18 protein-coding genes are annotated in these 17189 nt (G+C 69.6%); 9 read left to right on the forward strand and 9 right to left on the reverse strand.

The features are described from left to right. The first annotated feature begins 4 nt into the window (after window positions 1-4). The gene (locus DK459_RS24710; RefSeq protein WP_035181830.1) at window positions 5-415 is read left to right on the forward strand and encodes a VOC family protein; all 411 of its coding nucleotides are present in this window, start codon (window positions 5-7) and stop codon (window positions 413-415) included. 186 nt (window positions 416-601) lie between these two features. Here DK459_RS24710 and DK459_RS24715 read toward each other — a convergent pair whose 3' ends face one another. After that, complete coding sequence (locus tag DK459_RS24715; protein WP_053499627.1) at window positions 602-1756, reverse strand: porin; 1155 nt, start codon at window positions 1754-1756, stop codon at window positions 602-604. Window positions 1757-1955: 199 nt separating this feature from the next. Between DK459_RS24715 and DK459_RS24720 the strand changes: the two genes are divergently transcribed. After that, window positions 1956-2915 carry a dienelactone hydrolase gene (locus DK459_RS24720; RefSeq protein ID WP_070541294.1) on the forward strand — a complete coding sequence of 320 codons (960 nt, stop codon included), beginning with the start codon at window positions 1956-1958 and terminating at the stop codon, window positions 2913-2915. A 54-nt stretch (window positions 2916-2969) separates the two neighbouring features. On the opposite strand, the gene DK459_RS24725 is transcribed toward DK459_RS24720, so the two are convergent. Continuing rightward, window positions 2970-3437 (reverse strand): hypothetical protein, encoded by a 468-nt coding sequence (locus tag DK459_RS24725; RefSeq protein ID WP_006385291.1) that lies wholly within the window; start codon window positions 3435-3437, stop codon window positions 2970-2972. A gap of 89 nt (window positions 3438-3526) precedes the next feature. On the opposite strand from DK459_RS24725, the gene DK459_RS24730 reads away from it, so the two are divergent. Then, window positions 3527-4162 carry a DUF2971 domain-containing protein gene (locus DK459_RS24730; RefSeq protein ID WP_024068702.1) on the forward strand — a complete coding sequence of 212 codons (636 nt, stop codon included), beginning with the start codon at window positions 3527-3529 and terminating at the stop codon, window positions 4160-4162. 67 nt (window positions 4163-4229) lie between these two features. Here DK459_RS24730 and DK459_RS24735 read toward each other — a convergent pair whose 3' ends face one another. Next, the gene (locus tag DK459_RS24735; RefSeq protein ID WP_070541298.1) at window positions 4230-5189 is read right to left on the reverse strand and encodes an NAD(P)/FAD-dependent oxidoreductase; all 960 of its coding nucleotides are present in this window, start codon (window positions 5187-5189) and stop codon (window positions 4230-4232) included. 93 nt (window positions 5190-5282) lie between these two features. On the opposite strand from DK459_RS24735, the gene DK459_RS24740 reads away from it, so the two are divergent. Next, window positions 5283-5729, forward strand: a complete 447-nt coding sequence (locus DK459_RS24740; protein ID WP_020927444.1) for an Rrf2 family transcriptional regulator — start codon at window positions 5283-5285, stop codon at window positions 5727-5729. Window positions 5730-5857: 128 nt separating this feature from the next. Continuing rightward, on the forward strand, window positions 5858-6985 hold the full coding sequence (locus DK459_RS24745; RefSeq protein WP_006385295.1) for an acyl-CoA dehydrogenase family protein: 1128 nt from the start codon (window positions 5858-5860) through the stop codon (window positions 6983-6985). 10 nt (window positions 6986-6995) lie between these two features. On the opposite strand, the gene DK459_RS30840 is transcribed toward DK459_RS24745, so the two are convergent. From DK459_RS30840 to DK459_RS24775, 6 genes are all read right to left on the reverse strand, one after another. Next, window positions 6996-8936 (reverse strand): hypothetical protein, encoded by a 1941-nt coding sequence (locus DK459_RS30840; protein ID WP_199234309.1) that lies wholly within the window; start codon window positions 8934-8936, stop codon window positions 6996-6998. 19 nt (window positions 8937-8955) lie between these two features. Beyond that, a complete protein-coding gene (locus tag DK459_RS24755; protein ID WP_006384555.1) occupies window positions 8956-9342 on the reverse strand; it encodes a DUF2784 domain-containing protein in 387 nt (128 codons plus the stop codon). Between the two features lie 94 nt (window positions 9343-9436). Continuing rightward, window positions 9437-10012: a restriction endonuclease gene (locus tag DK459_RS24760; protein ID WP_054443458.1), complete on the reverse strand. Its 576-nt coding sequence runs from the start codon at window positions 10010-10012 to the stop codon at window positions 9437-9439. Next, on the reverse strand, window positions 10009-10233 hold the full coding sequence (locus DK459_RS24765) for an RNA-binding S4 domain-containing protein (protein ID WP_024068705.1): 225 nt from the start codon (window positions 10231-10233) through the stop codon (window positions 10009-10011). The genes DK459_RS24760 and DK459_RS24765 overlap by 4 nt, the downstream gene beginning before the upstream one ends. A 34-nt stretch (window positions 10234-10267) precedes the next feature. Then, window positions 10268-10951 (reverse strand): DUF502 domain-containing protein, encoded by a 684-nt coding sequence (locus DK459_RS24770; protein WP_070541300.1) that lies wholly within the window; start codon window positions 10949-10951, stop codon window positions 10268-10270. Window positions 10952-11075: 124 nt separating this feature from the next. Further along, window positions 11076-11543, reverse strand: a complete 468-nt coding sequence (locus DK459_RS24775) for a winged helix-turn-helix transcriptional regulator (protein WP_006385298.1) — start codon at window positions 11541-11543, stop codon at window positions 11076-11078. Between the two features lie 135 nt (window positions 11544-11678). Here DK459_RS24775 and DK459_RS24780 point away from each other — a divergent pair, with 135 nt between their 5' ends. The 4 genes from DK459_RS24780 (at window position 11679) to DK459_RS30535 (ending at window position 17186) form a co-directional block, all read left to right on the forward strand. Then, window positions 11679-12980, forward strand: coding sequence for a D-amino acid dehydrogenase (locus tag DK459_RS24780; protein ID WP_054497127.1), 1302 nt, complete (start codon window positions 11679-11681; stop codon window positions 12978-12980). A gap of 182 nt (window positions 12981-13162) precedes the next feature. After that, on the forward strand, window positions 13163-14290 hold the full coding sequence (locus tag DK459_RS24785; protein WP_054443560.1) for a DNA repair exonuclease: 1128 nt from the start codon (window positions 13163-13165) through the stop codon (window positions 14288-14290). After that, window positions 14287-16914 carry an AAA family ATPase gene (locus DK459_RS24790; RefSeq protein WP_054443456.1) on the forward strand — a complete coding sequence of 876 codons (2628 nt, stop codon included), beginning with the start codon at window positions 14287-14289 and terminating at the stop codon, window positions 16912-16914. Before DK459_RS24785 ends, DK459_RS24790 begins: the two co-directional genes overlap by 4 nt. 59 nt (window positions 16915-16973) lie before the next feature. Continuing rightward, window positions 16974-17186 carry a hypothetical protein gene (locus tag DK459_RS30535; protein ID WP_020927452.1) on the forward strand — a complete coding sequence of 71 codons (213 nt, stop codon included), beginning with the start codon at window positions 16974-16976 and terminating at the stop codon, window positions 17184-17186. Window positions 17187-17189: the final 3 nt, after the last annotated feature.

Here is a 17189-nt window from a genome sequence, read left to right on the forward strand (position 1 = left end):
AACCATGAGTGCAGGAATCAATGTCGTCGGCGTCTACGTGGACGACCAGGACGAGGCGCTGCGGTTCTATGTCGACAAGCTCGGCTTTCGTGTCCATACGGACGTGGGCAACGGCCCGTATCGCTGGCTGACCGTGCAGCATCCGGACCAGCCATCGTTCCAGCTGGGCCTGTTCCGGCCCGGCCCGCCGGTCCATGACGAGGCCACCGCGCAGGCGCTGCGCGCCATGGTTGCCAAGGGCGCGATGCCGCCGCTGGTGCTGGCGGTGGCCGATTGCCGCGCCAGCCATGCCCGGCTGAAGGCGCTGGGCGTGGAGTTCACCCAGGAGCCGGTCGAGCGCTATGGCAGCATCGACGCGGGGTTTCGCGATCCGGCGGGCAATGGCTGGAAGATGATCCAGGGGCCCGCCGCCTGAGGCGCATCGCTGCTGCGCGGGTCGCTGTTCCCCAAGCGGGTGTTTTTGCCTTGGGGCTGTCCGGCGAAAAAAAAACGCGCGTTCCCGGACGGACCCGGAAACGCGCGGCGATAAACCGCCCATCCCTTCGCGGAGGCGGGCGTCATCAACGGGAACATGCGCAAGGCGGGAGCGATCCCGCGGCGATCAGAAGCGGTGGCGTATGCCCATGTTGACCTCGGTCGCCTTGGCGTTGTCCAGGAACGCCCAGTTGGTGGTGTAGGAGGCCGCGGCATACAGGTCCGTGCGCTTGGACAGGTTGTAGTTGTAGCCCAGGCTGTAGGTGTTGCTGGCCGAGTCGCCGCCGGTGAGCTGTTTGCTGTTGGCGTCGGTGCGCTGCCACGAGGCGAACACGCCGCTCGACTTGCCGATGGGCGCGGCCAGCGCCAGCATGTACGAATTCGACCGGAAGCCCTTGGAGAAAGCGTACGACGGCGTGCCGGTGAAGCTGCCGATGCTGCCGCCGCCGGGCAGGCTCTTGCCGGCGAACCAGCCGTCGGTGAGGCGGTTGTAGGCCAGCGCGACCTTGAAGACTTCGAAGTCGTAGGAACCGCCCACGATGTACGAACGCGGCGTGGCGTCGACCTGGTCCTGGCCCAGCTTGTTGGAGGCGTTGAGCTGGTCGTAGGTGGCAAAGCCCATCAGCGGGCCGTTGTCGTAGCGCACGCCGGCGGTGATGGCGCGGGTGTTGTCGGCGGTGGCAAAGCCCGTTTGCGCGGTGCGGCGATCGTCGGCGTTGAAGGCGTAGCCGACGGCGGCGCGCAAGCCGCCCAGCGACGGCGTCTCGTACACCACCAGGTTGTCGTAGCGCGGGAAGTAGGCCGAGCTGAAGCCCAGGCCGGCGCCGGTGTTGAGCTGGTTGAAGCCGCCGCCGAACGACGGGCCCAGCATGCCGGAGAAATAGCGCGTGGCGACGTTGTACTGGCGGCCCAGGCGCACCTCGCCCCAGTCGGCGCTGCCCAGGCCGATGGTGGCTTCGCGGCCGAACAGGCGGCCGCTTTGCAGCGAATTGCCGTTGCGGCTGTCGAAACCCGACTCCAGCTGGAACACGGCGTACAGGCCATCGCCCAGGTCTTCCTTGCCGCGCAGGCCCCAGCGCGAGCCGGCCGTGGTGCCGGTGGTCGTGCCGATGCGGCTGTTGTCGATGCTGCTGCGGCGGCCGGTGGCCGGGTCTGTGTAGCTGCCGTCGACGTTGGCGTAACCGATGCCCGTGTCGATCAGGCCGTAGAGCGTGACCGACGTCTGCGCGGACGCCGCGCCGGACAGCGCCATGGCGGCCGCGGCGGCGAATTGTTTTTTCATGGATGACTCCGTAGGCTGGGAAACTCGAATGGCGCCGTGCGGTCGAAGGGGATGCCTTCCATTGCAGGGCGATTCGAAGTCTGCGCGGCGTCGATCGACAGTTCGCGAACATTAAAATGACAATATCGATCGCGTTGCCGTCGCGATACTGTCATCTTTTCCTGCCGGGGCCCGTCCCGCACCGCCTGCCTTCGATTCCATGTTCAAGCCTTTCCTGCGCGCCTGTTTCGCCTTGTCATTGCTCGCCACCGGGGCCGCGCACGCGGCCGGATTCCAGCGGCTCAACCTGCCCATGGACATGAACGGCCCGGCCTTGCAGGGCGGCATCTGGTATCCGTGCGCCGCGCCCGCGCAGGACGTCGCCATCGGCCGCGTCACCCTGGCGGCGACGCCGGACTGCCCGATGACCGACGGGGCCAAGCCGCTCATCGTGATGTCGCACGGATCGGCCGGCTCGTACCTGGGGCATCACGACACCGCCGCGGCGCTGGCGGACGCGGGCTTCGTGGTGGCGGCGATCAACCACGTCGGCGACAACGCGGTGGACCGCTCGCGACAGGGCTATCTGTCGATCTTCTCGACCCGGCCGCGCGAGATCCGGCGGCTGCTCGACTACCTGACCGGCGCGTGGCCGCAACGGGCGCGGCTGGACGGCGCCATCGGCTTCTTCGGATTCTCGCGCGGCGGCTATACGGGGCTGGTGCTGGCGGGCGCGGCGCCCGATTTCAAGCTGGGCCTGGGCCTCTGCGCCGACGAGCCGGCGTTGCCGATGTGCCGCGACATCCGCGACGGCAAGGTGCCGGCGCAGCCCTATGTGAAGGATGCGCGCATCAAGGCGCTGGTCATCGCCGATCCGCTCAACGCCTTCAGCGCCGAGGCGCTCAAGGCGGTGTCGATCCCGGTGCAGCTGTGGGCCTCGGCGCGGGGCGGTGACGGCGTCACGCCGGCCAGCGTCGATGCGGTACGACTGGGGCTGGCCGCGCCCGAGTTCCACCCGGTCGCCGGCGCCGGGCATTTCGCCTTCCTGGCGCCGTGCGCCACCGCGCAGGCCGAGGCCGCGCCGGCGATCTGCCGCGATGCGGCGGGTTTCGACCGCGCGGCGTGGCATCGCGATTTCAACGCGGCCGTGGTCGCGTTCTTCAGGAACGCGTTGCGCTGACCGGCGCTGGGCAAGCCGGCCTTCAACCACTGCTGTCGTGAAGGCCGCTGCCCGCTAGCGCGCCGAGTTCTGGCGGTTGGCCTGTTCGGCGGCCCGTCTCCTGGCCGCCGCCTTCGGCCCGTCGCGCAGCGCGACGTAATTGCAGTAACGCGCGAAGTCCTTTCTGGCCAGCGCCAGGTACAGCCCTGTGGCCACCATGGCGGCACTGCACACAAAGCGGTGCAGCCAGATGTCGATCGAATAGGGCATCAGCGAGGTCGTCAGGTACATGACCAGCACACCGAAGCCCAGCAACGATATCATCAGCAGCCACCGCGCCCATTCGCTGCCACGGTACAGCCCGGCCAGCAGCAGTCCGGGCACGATCAGCTTGAGCAGGGGCGAGAGCTGGCCGCGCAGCAGCGGCATGAGGTCATAGCTGAGGGTGACCAGCGTGCCCGCCAGGACGATGTACCAGAACCGCTGACTGGTAGGCGCGTGGCGCCGGGTAGCTTGCCTTCCTTCACCATTGTTCTGCTGCATGGGGTCTCCTTTTGGCAAGGGGCCAGTGTAACGTCGTGCCGGCGGCGATGCGGGTAGACTGGCGGCTGGGTTTTCACCGGAGCACCGCCTTGGCCACCTCGCTGCGCAGATACACCGAGCTTCCCTACCTGATCGACTACCTGCAGTCGGGCGAACTGGCGCTGCTCAATCCGAAGGCGTGGGACGACCGCAATGATTCCTTCTACATCGAGGAATACGCGCGCGCCAAGCGCCTGCTGGGCATCTATGCGCTTTGCCTGGCCGAGGCCTCCGAGACCTACCACCACTGGCGCGTGTTCTCGCATGGCAGCGGCGGCGTCTGCATCGAATTCGACAAGGAAAAGCTGATCGAGCAGGTGAGGGCGGTGCCCGACCTGCGGGCCGAAGCGGTGCAGTACCGCACCATCAAATCGCTGCGCGAGCAGCCGCCGGCCGAGGCCGACCTGCCGTTCCTCAAGCGCCATGCCTTTCGCGATGAAAAGGAATTCCGCCTGTTCGTCTGCCGCAAGATGCGCGACACGCCGGTGCTGCGCATCCCGGTTTCGCCCGCGACCATCAAGCGCGTCACGCTCAGTCCGTGGCTGCCGGCCACGGTCTGCGACCAGGTCAAGAAGGCGCTGAAATCGATCAAGGGCTGCGAGAAACTGCGCGTGTTCCGTTCGACGCTGGTCGAGAACGAGGACTGGAAGAAATTCGCCAGCGCCGGCCGCAAGGATCCGGCATGACGGATGCCCGCGACACGGCGGACGCCGCGCTCTGTCATCGGCCCCACGACACGGTCCGCGCAGGCGCCTACACCGGCCGGCTGGCCTGCGCGCGCCAGCATTTGACGGGGTCTTCGCGCACCAGCGACTGGTGCACGCCCACGCCCGCCATGACGCCCGAAGCGCTGGCCAGCGTGGCGTTGCCCATCTGCAGGCTGGCGTCGCCCGCCGCATAGACGCCGGGCACCGTGGTCTGCTTGAAATCATCGACCCGCAAGTAAGGCCCCAGCAATCCCTCATCGAAGGCGCAGCCCAGTTGCATCGCCAGCGGACTGGCCATGTGCACGCGGCTGGCGACGAACAGCGCGTTGACCAGCAGGCGGCGGCCATCGGCCAGTTGCACCGCGTCGATCCGGGGTGCCGGACCCAGCAGCAGCGCCACCGGCGTGCGCTCTATGCGCACGCCGCGGGCGGCGAGCAGCGCGGCCTGCTCGGCGTCCGGCTCGAACTCGCCCTGGGTGAAATAGGTGGTCGGCCCCCAATCGGGCAGCAGCGCCGCCTGGTGCGAGGACATGGGGTGGGCGGCCAACACGCCGAGCGGCTGGTCGGCCACTTCATAGCCATGGCAATAGGGGCAATGCAGCACCGTCCGGCCCCAGCGTTCGCGCAGGCCGGGCAGGTCGGGCAGTTCGTCGCGCACGCCGATGGCCAGGATCAGGCGGGCGCCGCGCAGTTCGCGGCCGTCCTCCATGGTGATGGCGAAGCGGCCCGACTCGCCGCTGGCGTGGGTGGCGGCGCCGTCGATGAAATCCACGCTGCGGTAGGCGGCCAGTTGGGCGCGCCCCACGGCCACGATCTCGGCCGGTGTCTTGCCGTCCTGGCCCAGGAAGCCGTGCGAGTGCGCCGCGTAGCGGTTGCGCGGCAGGCCGGCATCCACCAGCGCGATGCGGCGGCGGGTGCGGGCCAGCTGCATGGCGGCCGACAGGCCGGCGAAGCTGCCGCCGATGATGATGGCGTCGTAGCAAGGGGGCAGTTTTTCGGGCTTCATGGGCTTCTCGATACTTTAAAAGTTGCATGATACGGCGGGAACGCGTGGTCACGCAACTTATAATGTTTCAAACCATGAACCAGGAGTCTTTCCATGCGCAGCGATAACCGCCTGTCCCGCATGCTGCACGTGCTGCTGCACATGGCGGAGCAGGATGCGCCGCTGACCTCCGAGACCATCGGCAAGATGCTGAACACCAATCCCGTGGTGGTGCGGCGCATGATGTCCGGCCTGCGCGAACGCGGCTACGTGCAATCGGAAAAGGGCCACGGCGGCGGCTGGGTGCTGACGCGCCCGTTGTCCGAACTGACCTTGCTGGACGTCTATCAGGCGCTGGGCGAGCCGCCGATCTTCGCGCTCGGACTGGACCAGAGCGAACCCAAGTGCCTGGTGGAGCAGGCCGTCAACGCCGGGCTCGAAGGCGCGATGGCCGAGTCGCGCCGGCTGCTGCTGGAACGCTTCGCCACGATCCGCATGGACCAGCTGGCGCGGGACTTCCAGGAACGGCTCAAGCTGCATCCGCACTGCCCGGAGCGCTAGCGGGCACGGCGCCGGTGTATTCTCGCAATCGTGCCGCGCCCGCATCCCGGGCCGCCGGCCCGCGCAAGAGAACACGGACGGCGTCCACCCGCGCCAGTCCGGCACTGCCCGACCAGGAGACATCGAACATGCTATTGACCGAAGAACAGCTCAGCGTCCAGGACATGGCGCGCCGTTTCGCGCAGGAACGCCTGGCGCCCAATTCCGAGCGCTGGGACCGCGAACACCACTATCCGGCCGACGCCATCCGCGAGATGGCCGACCTGGGATTTTTCGGCATGCTGGTGCCGGAGGAATGGGACGGCAACGCCAGCGGCTACCTGTCATACGCCGTGGCGCTCGAGGAGATCGCGGCCGGCAACGGCGCCTGCTCGACCATCATGAGCGTGCATAATTCGGTTGCCTGCATGCCGATCCTGAAGTACGGCAGCGACGCGCAGAAAGACCAGTTCCTGCGGCCGCTGGCCACGGGCGCCGCCATCGGCGGTTTCGCGCTGACCGAGCCACAGGCCGGCTCCGACGCCAGCAGCCTGCGCACCCGGGCGGTGCGCGACGGCGACCACTACGTGCTCAACGGCGCCAAGCAGTTCATCACCTCGGGCCGCACGGGCCAACTGGTGATCGTGTTCGCGGTCACCGATCCGCAGGCCGGCAAGCGCGGCATCTCGGCCTTCATCGTGCCGACCGACACGCCGGGCTACCAGGTGGTGCGGGTCGAGGACAAGCTCGGCCAGCATCTGTCTGACACCTGCCAGATCGCCTTCGAGGACATGCGCATTCCCGCCGCGTGGCGGCTGGGCGAGGAGGGCGAGGGCTACAAGATCGCGCTGTCGAACCTGGAGGGCGGGCGCATCGGCATCGCCTCGCAGTCGGTCGGCATGGCGCGCGCGGCGTTCGAATGCGCGCGCGACTACGCCCGTGACCGCCAGGCCTTCGGCAAGCCCATCATGGAGCACCAGGCGGTGTCGTTCCGGCTGGCCGACATGGCCACGCAGATCCACGCCGCGCGGCAGATGGTGCTGCACGCGGCGGCGCTGCGCGAGGCCGGCAGGCCGGCGTTGACCGAGGCCTCGATGGCCAAGCTGTTCGCCTCCGAGATGGCCGAGAAGGTCTGCTCGGCCGCCATCCAGACGCTGGGCGGCTATGGCTACCTGGCCGACTTCCCGGTGGAACGCATCTACCGCGATGTGCGCGTGTGCCAGATCTACGAAGGCACCAGCGACATCCAGCGGCTGGTGATCGCGCGCGCCCTGTAGAAGCGCGCGATCAGTCCAGCAAGGCCTGCACCGCGGCCTGCGCCGACGCTTCCAGCGGCTGCTCGCGTTGCAGCCGCGCAATCCTTTCCTCGAACTCGGCCGCCACATCCGGCCGCACCTTCTTCATGGCGCGCACCGTCTGCGCCAGCAGCAGGCGCGCATTGACGCTGCGCGGGAAGTCCAGGCACTGGCGCAGGTTGCCGTCGAGGATTTCGCGTTCGCCATTGAGCTGGCCCGGCTGGTCCGGATTGGCGCCGTTGCAACGCACCGCCAGCAGCTGTTCCAGGCGCAGCAGGTAGTACGGGAAGGCCGCGCCGTCGGGCACCGTGTAGTTGTCCGGCGCCGTCAGCGGCGCCTGCGCGGTGGCGCGGCCCACCAGCGCCACCAGTTCCTCGGTCAGGCGCTGGAGCGCGGCGGTGGGATCGGCCATCGGGAATTCGGCCGACAGGGCGCCGATGCATTCGGCGTCCTCGGTGCGCACCACGCGCACTTCGGCGCGCCACGGTTCGGCGGTGGTGACCAGGTGCGAGATCACCACGTAATCGCTCTGCGCCTCGCATTGCTGCGCGTAGCCGATGGCACCGGTGTCGTCCCAGGCCGCGCCGCTCAGCAGGAAGCCGGGATGCGGTTCGGTCAGCCACGGCACCAGCGTCTGCGTGCGCAGGCCGCAACGCAGCGCCAGCTGTTCGTTGAAGTACAGGGGCAGGGCGCGGCTCAGGCGGCCGGTGGCGTCGGCCAGCTGCCGCTCGGCGCGCTCGGGCGCGGCGCCGATCTCGGCCGAGCCGCCCAGGAACGACACCAGCGGACGGTCGGGCGTCACGCGGGTGAACAGCGCCGCCGCGGGCGAATCGGGCGTCAGCCAGACCGGGCCGCGGCCCAGCAGCATCGCCAGCCGCATCTGCGCCGGCTCGGCCGCGCCGTCGCCCAGCGCGGCGCGCGCCAGTTCGGTGTCCCAATAGGCCAGGTTGTCCTTCCAGTCGGGGCGCTGCTGCGCGTAGAGCTGGTCGAGGATGGCGCGGGCCTGGTCGGGCCGGCCCAGTTCGACGTAGGCGCGGATCAGGTTGTTGCCCACCTGGATGCCGTGCAGCGCGGCATCGAAGCGCGGCCCGGCCAGTTGCACGATCGGCTCGATCGCGCCGGCGTTGCCCAGGTCGCCGCTCATCTGCGCCAGCAGGTCGGCGGGCGCGGGCGTGCCGGCGCGGGCCAACGACTCTTCATACATCGCGATCGCGCCGGACAGGTTGTGCGCGCCCAGTTCGCCGTGCGCCAGCCACAACTGCGCGCGCCAGCTGCCGGGCAGGGCGGCAACCTTGCGCATGGCGGCCACGCCGGCGGCATCGCCGCCGTGTTCGCGGTGGATGGCCTCGTACCAGCCCAGGCCGTTATCCTGGTTGGGATCCAGCTTCAGCGCATGCCACAGCGTGGCCAGGGCGCCGGCCTCGTCGCCGCGCTCGTCCTGGATCTTGGCCAGGTTGGTCAGGACGATGCCGGTCTCGCCGTGCGCGGCCATAAAATCCCGCAGCACGCGTTCGGCGTCGTCGAGCCGGCCGGTCTTCATGTAGACGATGGCCTGCAGCACCACGCCGCGCTCGGCGCCCGGCTGCAGTTCGACCAGTCGGTCGGCGGGCCTGACCATTTCATCGATGAAGCCGTCGCCGAGCGACTGGATGATCAGGCCGGCGAGCGAGTCGGGGTCGTCCCAGTGGCGCTCGACGGCGCCGGCCAGCACGTTGTCGCGCCACTGGTCGCGCGGCACGAAGATTTCGCGGCCATAGGCGTCGTAGGCGCGGATCATGTCGGCCTGGCTGTCCGGCGCGGAGGCCGGCTCGGAGTCGGGTTCGGAAATGGGTTCGGAAATCGGTTCGGGAATCGACGCCGCATCGGCCGCGGGCGCGGCGCCGTCATCGGCGGGGTCGGCTTGCTTGCCGAGCAGTTTCTTCAGGAAGCTCATGGGATTTCGTGTCCAGGATTCAGGCGCCCAGCGCGCGGGCGCGGCGGGCCAGGCGGCGGCGCGCCCAGAGGGTGTAGATGACGAGGTTGCCAACGACCAGCAGCAGCGCCAGCGCGATCTGGATGCCGCGCGTCAGGCCGTCCGGGTAGATCAGCGCCAGCACGTAGTGTTCGATGAAGCCACCGGCATAGCCTTGCTGGCCGGCCTGCTGCCGCAGCGAGACTTCCAGCGGCGTGAGCGGGCAGACCCAGCCCATGCCGATGACCATCGCGCCCCAGGCCAGCGCCGGCAGGTGCAGGTAGGCCACGCGCCAGCGCCACAGCGCCAGCAGGCCGCCGAACACCACGAAGGCGACGAACAGGCCGTGCACGATCAGGACGGCGTCGGCCAGCAGGCGAGGAATCATGCGGCAGGTCCTCCGAGGTTGGCATCCGCGCCGCCGGGCATTGCGCCCGCGGCGGCGGGGATCGGCGACCGGGCGCGCGGCCCGGCGCCGCGGGTCAGGGTTTCAGGTCGCGCAGCAGCTTGGCCAGTTCCGGCGCCGTCATCAGCGACACGCCCTGGGCGCGGGCGTACTGCAACGCGTTGTCGGACACCTCGCCCAAGGCGATATAGATGGCTTCGCGCGCGCCGCGCTTTTCGCGCGCGGCCTGCAGTTCGCGCAACGGCTCGACGCCGACGCGCGCGGCCTTCCAGCGCTTGGCGCCGACCATGGCGACGTGGCCATCCTTGGTCAAGGCGAAATCGGCGCCTGGCCCTTGCAGCCGTTCGACCTCGCAGCCGTCGCGCCGAAAACCGGCCTCGACCGTGGCGGCGAACTGCTGCCACGACATGGCCGCGGCGGCCTGCGCCACGGCCTCGACGCGCGCGCCCGACGGCGCGCGCAACTGCTTGTAGGCCGCCATGATGGCGATCACGGCGAACGGCACCGCGGCAAACACGCCCATCGCCGCATACTCCAACGGCAACGCGGCAAAACCGCCGACCGACAGCAGCAGCGCCACGCCGGCGCTCATCCACCACGGCGAGCGCAGCAGCACCGCGAAGATGGAGTTCTGCGACATCCTGAACTTCATGGCGCGCGCACCACGATACGGACGTCGCCGCAGGTGACGATCTGGCCGGGACGGATCTTGGCCGTCTTGCGGCTTTCGACCACCCCGCCCACGCTTACGTGGCCTTCGGCCACCAGCATCTTGCCGGCGCCGCCGCTGTCGCAGACCCCGGTGGCCTTGAGCAGTTGGTTGACTTCAATAAAGGGGCTGCCTTCGGCAAGCGTGAATTCGATGATGGGCATGGAACGGACGGGCGTTGAATGAGGAGCGGGCGGTTCAGGCCCGGCCGCCGGGGACATCGCCGCCAGCGGGCGGAGCCGGCGGGGCGGGCGGCATCGGCGGCACGTCGGCCGGCGCCACGGGGCGGCCGCTGGGGGTTTCGGCGCGCGCCATCCAGGCGATCAGCGACGAGCGCATGGCTTCCTCGACCGACATCTGGATCGGCTGCACCCATTCCTGCGGCACGAACACGGTGTAGCCCCCGATCATATAGCCCATCGGCAGGTACACGGCCACGCGCTCGCCCTGCGTGAAGCCTTCCGGCAGGCCTTCCAGGTTGCGGCGCGTCACCAGGCCGACCAGCTCCAACTGCTGGCCCGGCACGCGCAGGATCACCACCTGCTGGGCGGTGGCCTTGGAACTGGGCGAGAAGTAGTCGGCGAAGCTCTTGAGCGACGAATAGATGCTCTTGACCACCGGCAGGTTGGTGAAAGGCATTTCCAGCAACGCCATCACGCGCTTGACGCGTTCCTTGGACACCAGGTAGCCGATCGCCAGGATGCCGAGGATGCCCAGCAGCAGGCCCAGGCCGGGGAAGTAGAAGCCGCCGATGAACGGGCGCAGGAAGGTCAGCGCCACCGCCTCGGTCCAGGCCAGGAAGATGTAGAGCAGGTAGATCGTCAACGCCAGGGGCAGGACGGTGATCAATCCGCGGAAGAAGTACTTGTAGAGACGGGTCATAGAGTCATGGGGCAAAGAAATCGGGGCCAGGTCATCGGGACCGGGGCGGGCGCCGGGCGCGGACAGGGAGGGCCGCAGCATAGCAGCAGGTGGCGCGCCTGCCGGTAACAAGACGCGGGAATTGCTACCGGTCGACGGGCAGGAACAGCGTCTCCTTGATCTCCTCCATCACCACATAGCTGCGGGATTCGGCCGACGCGGGCAGGCGCTTGAGGATTTCGCCAAGAAGGCGGCGGTATTCATTCATTTCGGTCAGGCGGGCCTTGACCAGGTAGTCGAAATCGCCCGACACCAGGTGGCATTCCATGACCTCGGGCACGTACAGCAGTTCTTTCTTGACCTTGTCGAACACGTCGCCCGACTTGGCCGAGAGCTTGATCTCCAGGAACACCAGCAGGTTCTTGCCGAGCGCCGCCGGATTGACGCGCGCATGGTAACCGGAGATCACGCCTTCGCGTTCCATGCGCTTGATCCGGTCGGAGCAGGGCGTGGCCGACAGGCTGACACGCTCGGCCAGTTCGGTGACGGAAATACGGCCTTCGCGCTGCAGGATATCCAGGATTTTCAGGTCGATACGATCAAGGTCGCGCATTTCACTTCGGACGGGTAAAAAAACAGGGTTGGCCGGGAAAAAGCACTGCCTAATGAAAATCTTCAGTGATTTTCACTGTCATGAGGCTCATAGACTACCGAAATTCCTGACCAAATCCAAACTTCGGAAAGAATCATGCACGTCATCGTCCTCGGCAGCGGCGTCATCGGCACCACCACCGCCTATTATCTGGCCCGCCAGGGAGCCAAAGTGACGGTGCTGGACCGCCAGCCCGGCGCCGCCCAGGAGACCAGCTACGCCAACGCCGGCCAGGTGTCGCCGGGGTATTCCACGCCCTGGGCCGCGCCCGGCATTCCGCTCAAGGCCATCAAGTGGCTGTTCAAGAAGCACGCGCCGCTGGCGATCCGCCTGGACGGTAGCCTCTACCAGCTGAAGTGGATGGCGGCGATGCTGGCCAACTGTTCGGCCGAGCGCTACGCGGTCAACAAGGAACGCATGCTGCGCCTGGCCGAGTACAGCCGCGATTGCCTGCGCGAGCTGCGCGCCGACACCGGCATCCATTATGAAGAGCGCGCCCGCGGCACGCTGCAGCTGTTCCGCACCGAGGCGCAGATGGAAGCCGCGCGCCGCGACATCGCGGTGCTGGAAGAGGTCGGCGTGCCCTACGAGCTGCTGGACCGCAACCGCCTGGTCACCGCCGAGCCGGCGCTGGCGCGTTCCCTGCACAAACTGGCCGGCGGCCTGCGCCTGCCGAACGACGAAACCGGCGACTGCCGCCTGTTCACCACCCACCTGGCCGAAATGGCCGCGGCGCTGGGCGTGGAGTTCCGCTACAACCAGTCCGTCACCGGCCTGAACACCGCCGGCGGCCAGGTGACCGGCGTGCGCGTCGGCAATGAGGTCCTGACGGCCGACCGCTACGTCGCCGCGTTCGGCAGCTATACGCGCGGCTTCCTGGAGCCGCTCGGCCTGGACCTGCCGGTGTACCCGGTCAAGGGCTATTCGCTCACCATCCCCATGAAGGACGAGGCCGCCGCGCCGGTCTCGACCATCCTGGACGAAACCTACAAGATCGCCGTCACCCGCTTCGACGACCGCATCCGCGTCGGCGGCATGGCCGAGCTGTCGGGCTTCGACCTGCGCCTGAAGGACGCGCGCCGCAAGACGCTGGAGCTGGTGGTCAATGACCTGTTCCCGGGCAGTGGCGACGTGGCCCGCGCCGAGTTCTGGACCGGCCTGCGCCCGATGACGCCGGACAGCACGCCCGTGGTCGGCCCGACCCGCTACGGCAACCTGTTCCTGAACACCGGCCACGGCACGCTGGGTTGGACCATGGCCTGCGGCTCCGGCAAGCTGGTGGCCGACCAGGTCCTGGGCCAGCGTCCGCAGATCCGCACCGACGGCCTGGCGCTGTCGCGCTACGACCGCCACGCCCCGGCCGAACGGCCGCTGGTGCTGGGCGGCAAGGGCGCCTGAGTCCGGCCCGATCCCCGCACGCGTTTCCTTCGGCGCCGGCCAAAAGCCGGCGTCTCGACGGCCCGCCCGGCGCACAATGCCGGCCGGGCCGTTGTTCCGTCGGGGCGCGGGCGGATGCTTTTGCGACAGCTTGCGCCCTGCCGATGTTCCTGGCGGCCGCCGCCGGCCTCTACAATCCCCGCATGACCCATTTCCTGCACACCGCCGATTGGCAGATCGGCCGCCAGTACGGCCAGTTCGAAACCGATGACGCCGCCTTGCTGGCCGAGGCCCGCTTCGATGCCGTGGCGCGCATCGCCGCGTTGGCCGCCGAGCGCCAGGTCGACGCGGTGCTGGTGGCCGGCGACGTGTTCGATACGCAGGGCGTGTCCGACCGTACCATCCGCCGCCTGTTCGCGGCGCTGGCCGCCTATGCCGGCCCCTGGGTCATGATCGCCGGCAACCACGACGCGGCGCTGGCCGACAGCGTCTGGAGCCGCGCCGCGCAACTGGGCTGCATTCCGCCCAATGTGCGGGTGCCGCCGCGCCCCGGCGTGGTCGACCTGGCGGCGCAGAACCTCGCGGTGCTGGCCGCGCCGCTGACCCAGCGCCATACCTACGACGACGTCACCCAGGCCTTCGACGCCATGGAGTCCGAACCGGGTCGCATCCGCGTGGGCCTGGCCCATGGCAGCGTGGCCGGGCGCCTGCCGGACACCATCGACGCCACCAACCCCATCGCTCCCGATCGCGCCAGCCGCGCGCGGCTGGAATACCTGGCCTTGGGCGACTGGCACGGCTGCCTGTCCATCGACGAACGCACCTGGTACGCCGGCACGCCCGAACAGGACCGCTTTCGCGGCAACGAACCCGGCTACGTGCTGGACGTGCGCATCGCCGCGCCCGGCGCCACGCCGCAGGTCGAGCGCGTGGCCACCGGCAAGTACCGCTGGTCGGCCTGGACCGAAACGCTGAGCCTGCCGACCGACGCCCAGGCGCTGGCCGAGCGCTTGGCGGCGCTGCGCGCCGAGGACGTGCTGCGGCTGGAGCTGCAGGGCCACGTCAACGTGCCGACCTGGGAGGCGCTGCAACGCGCCGTGGACCAGGCCGCGGCGCAGGCGAGGGCGGTGCTGCCGGACTTTTCCGGCCTGCTGCTCGAACCCGATGACGCCGACCTGGCGCAACTGGGCGCCAGCGGCTACGTCGGCGAAGTGGCGACGCAATTGCAGGCCATGCAGGCCGATCCCGAGCAGGCGGCGGTGGCCGGCGAGGCCTTGCGGCTGCTGCTGCGCTTCCAACGCGAAGGCACCGCCGCGGGAGGCGCGCAATGAAGCTCACGCGCATCGCCCTGGAAGAATTCCGCAAGTTCCGCCAGCCCCTGGTGCTGGATGGCCTGCAGGATGGCCTGAACCTGTTCGTGGGTCCCAACGAGGCCGGCAAGAGCACCGTGGCCGCGGCCATCCGCGCCGCGTTCCTGGAACGCTACAGCACCCGCACCGTGTCCGACCTGGCGCCGCGCGGCGAGAGCGGCGCCCGTCCCGGCGTCGAGCTGGCGTTCAGCCATGGCGGCCATGATTACCAACTGAAGAAGTATTTCCTGTCGCGCGCCCGCTGCGAGCTGCTGATCGACAACGGCGCGCAACGGCTGGAAGGCGAGGAAGCCGAGAACACGCTGGCCGCATTGCTGGGCTTCGAACTGGCCGCGCGCGGCCAGAGCAAGCCCGACCTGGCCGGCGTGCCGGGCCTGCTGTGGATCCAGCAGGGCGACGGCCAGAACCTGCAAACCGCGGCCGGCCATGCCGGCGGCCATTTGCGCGAGGCCCTGACGCAGTTGTCCGGCGAGCTGGCCTCCGGCGACGGCGACCGGCTCTATGAACGCGTGGCCGCCGAGCGCGCCAGCTTGCTGGATGCGCGCAACGGCCGCCCCAAGGGCGTCTACAAGGACGCCGAGGACGCGCTCGCCGCCGCCCAGGCCGAGCGCGACCAATGCGCCCAGGCCAAGGCCCAGCTCGACGCCGACGTCGACCGGCTGGCGGCGCTGCGCGCCGAGCATGCGCGCGCCGAGGCCGGCCAACCCTGGAAGGATCTCGAGGCGCGCGCGGCCGAGGCGCGCGCCCGGCTCACGGCCGTGGCCAAGGAACGCGAAGCCTTCGAAGGGCTGCAGCGCGAGCAGCGCCAGGCCGCGCAGACCCTCGCGGTGCTGCAGGAGCAGGTGCGCCGCGACCAGCAGGACGAAACCGAGCTGCAGGCCCTGGTGGCGCAGGCGCAGGCCGCCCGCGCCGCCGTCCAGGAGGCGCAGGAGCCGCTGGCCCGCGCCCGGCGGCTCCGGGATACGCACGTTGCCGCCGCCGAGCAGGCGCGCCAGCGGGTCGCGGCGGTGCAGGCGGTGGCCGACCGGCGCGATCTGCAGCAGCAACTCGACCAGCTGGCGCGCGACATCGAACGCCTGGACGGCGCGCTGGAAGAAGCCACCCGCCTGATCGAGCAGGGCTCGACGTTGAAGGCCGAAGCGGTGCGCATCGAAATCGCCGACGCCGATATCCAGGCCCTGCGCAAGAGCGAGCGCGCGCTGGGCGACCTGCAACTGCGCCAGCAGGCCATTGCCACGCGCCTGTCTTATGCGTTCGACGCGGGCCGCGAGGCCCGGCTGGACGGCGCCGCGCTGGCCGGCAACGGCGAGTTGCTGCTGACCGCCGCGGCCGAACTGGAATTGCCCGGCCTGGGGCGTTTGCGCATCGAACCGGGCGGCCAGGACCTGCCGGCGCTCAAGCGCGAACTGGCGCAGATGCAGGCCGCCAGCGCCGCCTTGTTGGCGCGCCTGGGCGTGGCCCACGCGGCCGAGGCCGAGGAACGCCACGCGCGCGGCATCGCCTTGCAGCGCGAGCTGGACGCCATGCGCAAGACGCTGGCGATCCATGCGCCCAAGGGCGTGGACGCGCTGCGCGGCCAGCGCAACGAAGCGCAGGCGCGGCGCGCGCAACTGGCCGAACGGCTGGCACTGCTGCCCCCGGCGGCAGAGGCCGACGACGTCGATCCGCCGGCCGCGCGCCAGGCGTTGCGCGATGCCGAAGCCAGCGCCGCGCAAGCCGAGCAGGCCCTGGCGGCGGTCCAGCGCGCCCTGGATGCCGACGGCGCCCGCGCCCAACTGCTCGAAACCCAGGCTGCCGCGCGCGGCGCCGACCTGCAATCGCCCGAACGCGCGGCGCAGCGCCAGGATCGTGCCGGCCGCCTGGCCGAGGCCCGCAACGGCCACGACCTGCTCGAACAACGCCTGCATCAGGCGCAGGCCGCGCTGGAAGCGCTGCGCCCCGAATTGCTGGAGCAGGACGCGCAACGCTACGAGAAATCCGCCGCCATCGAACGCGACGCCCAGCACAGGCGCCACAGCGAGATCCAGCAACTGCTGGGCAAGCTGGAGCAGGCCGGCGCGCAAGGCCTGGGCGAACGATTGTCCGAAGCCGAGGCCGCCTGCGAACGCCTGCAGCGCCGCCGCGATGAGTTCCAGCGCCGCGCGCAGGCGCTTGAGCTGTTGTCCACCTTGCTGGCCGGCAAACGCGACGCCGCCACCCAGCGCCTGCAGGCGCCGCTGGCCCGCCGTCTGAGCCACTACCTGGCGCTGCTGTTCCCCGAATCGGCGCTGCGTCTGGACGAAGCGCTGTTGCCTGCCGCCCTGCAGCGTGCCGGCGGCGAGGACCCGCTGGACGCGCTCAGCTTCGGCACGCGCGAGCAATTGGGCATCCTGGCGCGCTTTGCCTACGCCGACCTGCTGCGCGAGGCCGGGCGCCCGACGCTGCTGTTGCTGGACGACGCCTTGGTGCACACTGACGACGGCCGCCGCGACCTGATGAAGCGCGCGCTGTTCGATGCCGCCACGCGCCACCAGATCCTGATGTTCACCTGCCATGGCGAGGCCTGGCGCGACCTGGGCGTCGAGCAGCGTCGCATCGGCGCTTGACGCCTGGGCGCCGCGCCGGTAGGCTACGCGGGTTCATCACCGAACCCGACGCGTTTCACATGCCCGACTTCACGCCTTCCGCCGAATCCGCCTTCGCTGCCCGCGCAGCCGGCGCCGGCCTGCGCGCAAGCCGGCGGCATGGCGTGTCCTCTCCCGTGGTTTCTCCTGTCGTCTCGACGGTCGTATCGCCGCCGGCTGCTCCGCCGCCGCCGTGCGATGTCGTCGCCGGCGTCGTGGGCGCCTATCCGCCCGTGGCCGCCGTCGTCGGCTGACCG

Origin of the sequence: Achromobacter sp. RW408 (assembly GCF_003184165.1) — a bacterium.
Classification (GTDB): Bacteria; Pseudomonadota; Gammaproteobacteria; order Burkholderiales; family Burkholderiaceae_B; genus Achromobacter; species Achromobacter xylosoxidans.